Annotated in this window: 7 protein-coding genes; 4 read left to right on the top strand and 3 right to left on the bottom strand. The window is 65.0% G+C overall.

Annotation, left to right across the window (positions count from 1 at the left end):
• The first annotated feature begins 144 nt into the window (after nt 1-144).
• From NFX52_RS29005 to NFX52_RS29020, 4 genes are all read left to right on the top strand, one after another.
• Nucleotides 145-1104: an MBL fold metallo-hydrolase gene (locus tag NFX52_RS29005; RefSeq protein ID WP_055398344.1), complete on the top strand. Its 960-nt coding sequence runs from the start codon at nt 145-147 to the stop codon at nt 1102-1104.
• 187 nt (nt 1105-1291) lie between these two features.
• Nucleotides 1292-2944, top strand: a complete 1653-nt coding sequence (locus NFX52_RS29010; RefSeq protein ID WP_055398345.1) for an FAD-dependent oxidoreductase — start codon at nt 1292-1294, stop codon at nt 2942-2944.
• A 26-nt stretch (nt 2945-2970) separates the two neighbouring features.
• Entirely contained in the window at nt 2971-3228 is a 258-nt protein-coding gene (locus NFX52_RS29015) for a DUF2783 domain-containing protein (protein WP_055398346.1), read from the top strand.
• A 96-nt stretch (nt 3229-3324) separates the two neighbouring features.
• Nucleotides 3325-4293: a Bug family tripartite tricarboxylate transporter substrate binding protein gene (locus NFX52_RS29020; RefSeq protein WP_055398365.1), complete on the top strand. Its 969-nt coding sequence runs from the start codon at nt 3325-3327 to the stop codon at nt 4291-4293.
• A 109-nt stretch (nt 4294-4402) separates the two neighbouring features.
• Here NFX52_RS29020 and NFX52_RS29025 read toward each other — a convergent pair whose 3' ends face one another.
• The 3 genes from NFX52_RS29025 to NFX52_RS29035 are packed head-to-tail and all read right to left on the bottom strand — an operon-like array spanning nt 4403 to nt 6042.
• A complete protein-coding gene (locus tag NFX52_RS29025) occupies nt 4403-4954 on the bottom strand; it encodes a DUF2062 domain-containing protein (RefSeq protein WP_055398347.1) in 552 nt (183 codons plus the stop codon).
• Nucleotides 4951-5109: a hypothetical protein gene (locus tag NFX52_RS29030; RefSeq protein WP_176887220.1), complete on the bottom strand. Its 159-nt coding sequence runs from the start codon at nt 5107-5109 to the stop codon at nt 4951-4953. The genes NFX52_RS29025 and NFX52_RS29030 overlap by 4 nt, the downstream gene beginning before the upstream one ends.
• A 27-nt stretch (nt 5110-5136) precedes the next feature.
• Nucleotides 5137-6042, bottom strand: coding sequence for a TerC/Alx family metal homeostasis membrane protein (locus NFX52_RS29035; protein ID WP_435301301.1), 906 nt, complete (start codon nt 6040-6042; stop codon nt 5137-5139).
• Nucleotides 6043-6154 lie beyond the last annotated feature (112 nt).

A 6154-nucleotide genomic window follows, 5' to 3' on the forward strand; every position in this document is an offset into this window, starting at 1 on the left:
ATGGGGCGATTGTCCACGCAGCGCAGCATCCACCCCCCGTTCGGGTTTACACCTAAACAAATGCGTTAGACATGAACGAATTTCTTGCCTAACATCAACACATTCCGTTTAGATAAACGCATTCACCATTAACAAATCACCACCATGAGCACCGTCAAAACCTTTGCCTCTGCCGCCGACCTCGAAGTGAAGAAGGTGAGCTTCGACAAGCTCTCCGACCACGCCTATGCCTACACGGCCGAGGGCGACCCCAACACCGGCATCATCATTGGCGACGACGCAGTGATGGTCATCGACACCCAGGCCACGCCTGTGATGGCGCAGGACGTGATCCGCCGCATCCGCGAGGTGACGGACAAGCCCATCCAATACGTGCTGCTCTCCCACTACCACGCGGTGCGCGTGCTGGGCGCAAGCGCTTACGGCGCCGAGCACATCATTGCCAGCGAAGACACGCGCGACCTGATCGTGGAGCGCGGCCAGTTCGACAAGGACAGCGAGATCGGCCGCTTCCCGCGCCTGTTCCAGAACGTGGAGAGCGTGCCGGACGGCCTGACGTGGCCGACCATGACCTTCAACAAAAAGATGACCCTGTGGCTGGGCAAGCTGGAGGTGCAGATCCTGCAACTGGGCCGGGGCCACACCAAGGGCGACACGGTCGCCTGGCTGCCGCAGGAAAAGATCCTGTTCAGCGGCGACCTGGTGGAGTTCGACGCCACGCCGTATGCGGGCGACGCGTACTTCCAGGACTGGCCGCAGACCCTGGACAACATCGCTGCGCTGAAGCCCGAAAAGCTGGTGCCCGGCCGGGGCGCCGCGCTGCAGACGCCCGAGCAGGTGCAGGCGGGCCTGGCCGGCACACGCGCCTTCATCAGCGACCTGTACGAGAGCGTGAAGGCCAGTGCCGCCAAGGGCGAAGACCTGCGCAAGGTGTACGAGGCCACGTTTGCCAAGCTGCAGCCCAAGTACGGCCACTGGGTCATCTTCAACCACTGCATGCCGTTTGACGTGACCCGTGCGTACGACGAGGCCACGCAATACCCCGACCCACGCATCTGGACCGCTGAACGCGACATTCAGATGTGGAAATCGCTGGAAGGCTAGGCAGAGAACAACCCCCTGAGGCGCTGCGCGCCTTCCCCCTTCTCTCGAACCGCTGCGCGATTCGGGAAGGGGGACGACGCCCTCGCTGCGGGGCGGCCCTTGCTCGGCGTCCCTCGCTCAGGGCGCGCCAGTTGCAAAGGTCAGCTCTCTACATCAGGCAATCGATCAAACACGAAGGTCGTAGAACATGAATCCCAGAGACATTCCCCGCGAGGCTTTTCACGCCAGTGGCGCCGAGGTGCAGGCCATCGACTTCGGCTACGTGCGCTCGCCCGACCAGGACCGCACCACGCCCGCACAGCAACCCATCGTGGTCATCGGCGCGGGCCCCGTGGGCCTGTCGCTCGCCATTGACCTGGCCCAGCGCGGACAGCGTGTAGTGGTGCTGGACAACGACCACAAGCTCTCCATCGGCTCGCGCGCCATCTGCTTTGCCAAGCGCACGCTCGAAATCTGGGACCGCCTGGGCGTGGGCCAGCGCATGGTGGACAAGGGCGTGTCGTGGAACCTGGGCAAGGTGTTTTTGAAGGACGAGCAGCTGTACGAATTCAATCTGCTGCCCGAAGAAGGCCACGAGCGTCCCGCCTTCATCAACCTGCAGCAGTACTACGCCGAGGCCTACTTGGTGGAGCGTGCGCTGCAGTTGCCAGGCATCGACATCCGCTGGCACAACAAGGTCACGGCGGTGCAAAGCCGCGCGGACGGCGCGCTGCTCACCATCGACACACCCGAGGGCGCCTACCAGATGGATGCGCAATGGCTGGTAGCTTGCGACGGCGCACGCTCGCCCACGCGGCAGATGCTGGGGCTGGAGAGCAAGGGGCGCATTTTTCAGGACCGCTTCCTGATCGCAGACGTGAAGCTGGCGGGCGATGCGGACTTCCCGACCGAGCGCTGGTTCTGGTTCGACCCACCCTTTCATCCCAACCAGAGCGTGCTGCTGCACCGCCAGCCCGACAACGTCTGGCGCATCGACTTTCAGCTCGGTTGGGACGCCGACCCCGAAGAAGAGAAAAAGCCCGAAAACATCATCCCGCGCGTGAAGGCGCTGCTGGGTGCGGATGCACAGTTCGAGCTGGACTGGGCCAGCGTCTACACCTTTGCCTGCCTGCGCATGGACCAGTTCGTGCACGGCCGCGTCGTCTTCGCGGGCGACAGCGCCCACGGCGTTTCGCCCTTTGGCGCACGGGGCGCCAACAGCGGCGTGCAGGACGCGGAGAACCTGGCCTGGAAGCTCGATTGGGTGCTCCAGGGCCGCGCCAGCCCCGCGCTGGTGGGCACGTATGGCCCCGAGCGCGAATACGCGGCCGACGAAAACCTGTGCAACTCCACGCGAGCCACCGACTTCATCACGCCCAAGAGCGAGGTGAGCCGCCTGTTCCGCGACGCGGCGCTGCACCTGGCGCGCGAGCATGCGTTTGCACGGCGTATCGTGAACAGCGGGCGCCTCTCGGTGCCCGCCACGCTGCACCAGTCGCCCCTGAACACGCCGGATACCGATCACTTCGCAGGCACCCAGGTCCCTGGTGCCGTGCTGCTGGACGCACCGTTGACCCGGCAAGACCAGCCCACCTGGCTGCTGCGCGAGCTGGGGCCGGACTTCACGCTGCTGGTGTTTGGCCCAGCCCCTGCATGGGCCCATGGCCTGCCCGGTGTGAAGGTGCTGCAGATCGGCATCGACGTGATCGACCACCAGACGCTGGCCGCCCAGCGGCTGGATGCGCTGCCGCGCACCGTGTACCTGGTGCGGCCCGACCAGCATGTGTGCGCACGCTGGCGCACGCCCACCGAAGCGGCTGTGTGCAGCGCACTGGCCCGTGCCACGGCCTCAGCCGTCTGACCAGTAAGACGACAAGGAACATGCCCATGCTGAACACCCAACCGAACCTGCAGGCCTGCGACGACTTTTATGAAGCGCTGATTGCGGCGCACCAGGGCCTGTCCACGCCCGAGAGCCACGCCATGAACGCACGCCTGGTGCTGCTGCTGGCCAACCATATCGGTGACCAGGCCACGCTGCAGCACGCACTGCAACTGGCGCGCGGCAGCGCCGTGCCCACGGCCGACCGGCGCAGCACCCCGGCCATCACGCCCGTGGTGCCCACCCACGCGGTGGCGGCCTAACCACAGCCCCTTTTCATCCCCACCGCCCCAGCACCGCGCAGACGGTGCAGGGCCCGACTCGCCTTGAACCTCGACCACCACGGAGACAACACCACCATGCAGCGCAAACATTTCCTCGCCACCCTCGCGGGCCTGGCCCTTGCCACCACCCTGCCCCTGGCCCACGCCCAGGATTCCAAGCCACTCGAATGGGTGGTGGGCTACGCGGCGGGCGGCGGCTCGGACATCGTCGCGCGCACGATTGCCGAATCGATGTCGGCCACGCTGGGCCGCCCCATCGTCATTAACAACAAGCCCGGCGCGGGCACCAACATTGCCGCCGAATACAGCGCGCGCAACAGGGACTACGGCAACCTGATGTTCTCGGCCGACTTCGCCACGCTGGCGGCCAACCCGTTCTTGTTCAGCAAGCTCGCCTACAACGCCGAAAAGGACTTCCAACCCGTGGGCCTGCTGGTGCGCTTCCCGATGTTCCTGGTGGTGTCCAATAGCGTGCCCGCCAAGAACCTCAAGGAATTCATGGCCTGGGCCAAGGGGCAGGCCGATGGCGTGAACTGGGCATCCGCCGGACCGGGCAGCCCGCACCACCTGGTGGGCGAGCTGTTCCGCGAGCAAAGTGGGCTCAAGCTCACGCACGTGCCGTATCGCGGTGCGGCTCCGGCCATCCAGGATGTGATTGGTGGTCAGGTGCCCGCGATGTGGATCGACAGCGCCACGGTGTACCCGTTTCTCAACGGCGGCAAGGTCAAGGCCATTGGTGTGGCCAGCCCGCAGCGCGTGACGACCATGCCCGATGTGCCCACGATGTCCGAACAGGGCCTGCAAGGGTTTGAAGGTTTTGCGTGGCAGGGCCTGGTGGTCCCCACGGGCGCATCGCCCGATGTGGTGGCCAACTTCAGCAAGGCATTGCAGACAGCCCTGGCCGACACGCGCACCAAGGCCCGCCTGCAGGCCCTGGGCGTGGAGCCCATGCCCGGTACGGCCGCCCAGATGGGCAGCTTTGCGCGTGCCGAGCGGGAAAAGTGGGGCCGCGTCATTACCAAGGTGGGCGTAAAACTCGACTGACCTCGTGAGCGGCTACGCCGCTTCGCCTGAGAGGGAGTCGCCACCGATGGCCAGGCAAAGCCCATTCCACGGTGGCGCTCGAAAAAGCCACGTTCCTGCCGCAGGACGCTCAGCGACTACGCGCCAGCCGCCGCTTGCGGTGCAGAGCGGGTGCCAGCCACAGCAACTGCACCGTCGCGTAGCCCAATACTGCCAGCAGCAGCCCCAGGGTGGGCAGGCCGATCAGCAGCGGCGCGCCCAGCGCCTGCATCCAGGTGCCCAAGGCCTGCACCGTGAACTCACCGCCCGGTGCCACGCTGCTCCAGGCGGGCAGCGTCTGCGCGCCGGGCATCACCAAAGCCCCCAGGTAAAAGGCCATGACATACAACGGCACGGTGGTGAGCGGGTTGGTATAGAACGTGGCCACACCACCTGCCACCACGTTGCCGCGCAGCCAGGCGCACACCAGCAGCGTGCCCGGGATCTGCAACGGCCCGGGGATCAGACCGCAGAACATGCCTGCCGCCACCCCGCGCGCCAGTGGCTGGCGCTGAAAGCGAAACAGGGCCCGTTGCTCCAGCCAGGGCTGGAACTGCGCCAGCCAGCTGCGGTCCAGCAGTTGGCGGGCCCGGGGCTCCAGAGCGCGCAGCCAGCGGCGCAAGCGACACAGCGGCTGCATCATGCGATCAACGCCGCCGCCGTGCCTGCGCCCCACAAGGTGGTGAGCCCCACCAGCAGGCGCACGTCGCGCGGCTCGTTGTCAGCGTGGTAGGCCATGGCACTGGCCCCCACCAAGCCCAACAGCAAACACAGCATCACCGATTCGAGCAGATCCATGGTTGTGGTCTCCGGGTTGGGGCGGTATCAGGCCTTGGGGGGCAGTGCGGGTGGGGCGCCTTTGGCAGCCTCGCCCGAGCTGCGCAGCGACAGGAAGATGGAGCCTGCGATCAGCGACGCCGTCACCAGCAGCGCATAGCCGATCGGGATCTTCACAAAGTCGATGAGCAGCATCTTGCCACCGATGAACACCAGCACCAGCGCCAGGCCATAGGCCAGCAAGTGGAAGCGGTTGGCCAGGTCAGCCAGCAGGAAGTACAGCGCACGCAGGCCCAGGATGGCGAAGATGTTGGCCGTGAGCACGATGAACGGGTCGCTGGTGATGGCGAAGATGGCGGGGATGCTGTCCACCGCAAAGATGATGTCGGTCGTGCCGATCAGGATCAGCACCACGAACAGCGGGGTGTAGTGCTTGACGCCATTGATCATGGTCGAGAGCTTTTCACCATCAAACTGGTCGGTGATGCGGATGCGCTTCTTCAGAAACTTGAGCACCGGGTTGGTGGCAATGTCGGGCTCCTGCCCTGCGGCAAACCACATCTTCACGCCGGTGACGACCAGGAAAGCACCAAACACATACAGCAGCCAGTGGAAGGTGGCCAGCAGCCAGGCACCGGCCAGGATGAGCAGCGTGCGCAGCACGATGGCGCCGATGATGCCGATGATGAGTGCGCGCTTTTGGTACTGCGGCGGCACAGCAAAGTAGCTGAACAGCATCAGGAAGACGAAGATGTTGTCCACCGACAGGCTCTTCTCGACCAGGTAGCCAGTGATGAACTGCATCGAGACGGTGTTGGCAATCTCGCGGCCCTGGCTGCTGTCCAGGTACCACCACAGGATGGCCACGAACACAAACGCCAGCGAGAACCACAACAGGCTCCAGCGCGCGGCCTCGCCCATGGTGACCTTGTGCGCGCCCGGGCGTGTCCGAATTTTTGTGTAAACGGTTCGGACTTCAGTTGACGGAGATGCGGTCTCCGAACTGAATGGTAAATCGGGTCAGCGCTGCCTTCCAATCCCGAATCGGCATGGTCCACTTCTGACT

Origin of the sequence: Acidovorax facilis (assembly GCF_023913775.1) — a bacterium.
Lineage (GTDB): Bacteria > Pseudomonadota > Gammaproteobacteria > Burkholderiales > Burkholderiaceae_C > Acidovorax > Acidovorax facilis.

Bases quoted from the DNA above. Each gene is read 5' to 3' on its own strand.
- NFX52_RS29010 (WP_055398345.1), top strand. From the start codon at position 1,292: ATGAATCCCAGAGACATTCCCCGCGAGGCTTTTCACGCCAGTGGCGCC.
- NFX52_RS29015 (WP_055398346.1), top strand. From the start codon at position 2,971: ATGCTGAACACCCAACCGAACCTGCAGGCCTGCGACGACTTTTATGAA.
- NFX52_RS29020 (WP_055398365.1), top strand. From the start codon at position 3,325: ATGCAGCGCAAACATTTCCTCGCCACCCTCGCGGGCCTGGCCCTTGCC.
- NFX52_RS29005 (WP_055398344.1), top strand. From the start codon at position 145: ATGAGCACCGTCAAAACCTTTGCCTCTGCCGCCGACCTCGAAGTGAAG.
- NFX52_RS29025 (WP_055398347.1), bottom strand. From the start codon at position 4,954: ATGATGCAGCCGCTGTGTCGCTTGCGCCGCTGGCTGCGCGCTCTGGAG.
- NFX52_RS29030 (WP_176887220.1), bottom strand. From the start codon at position 5,109: ATGGATCTGCTCGAATCGGTGATGCTGTGTTTGCTGTTGGGCTTGGTG.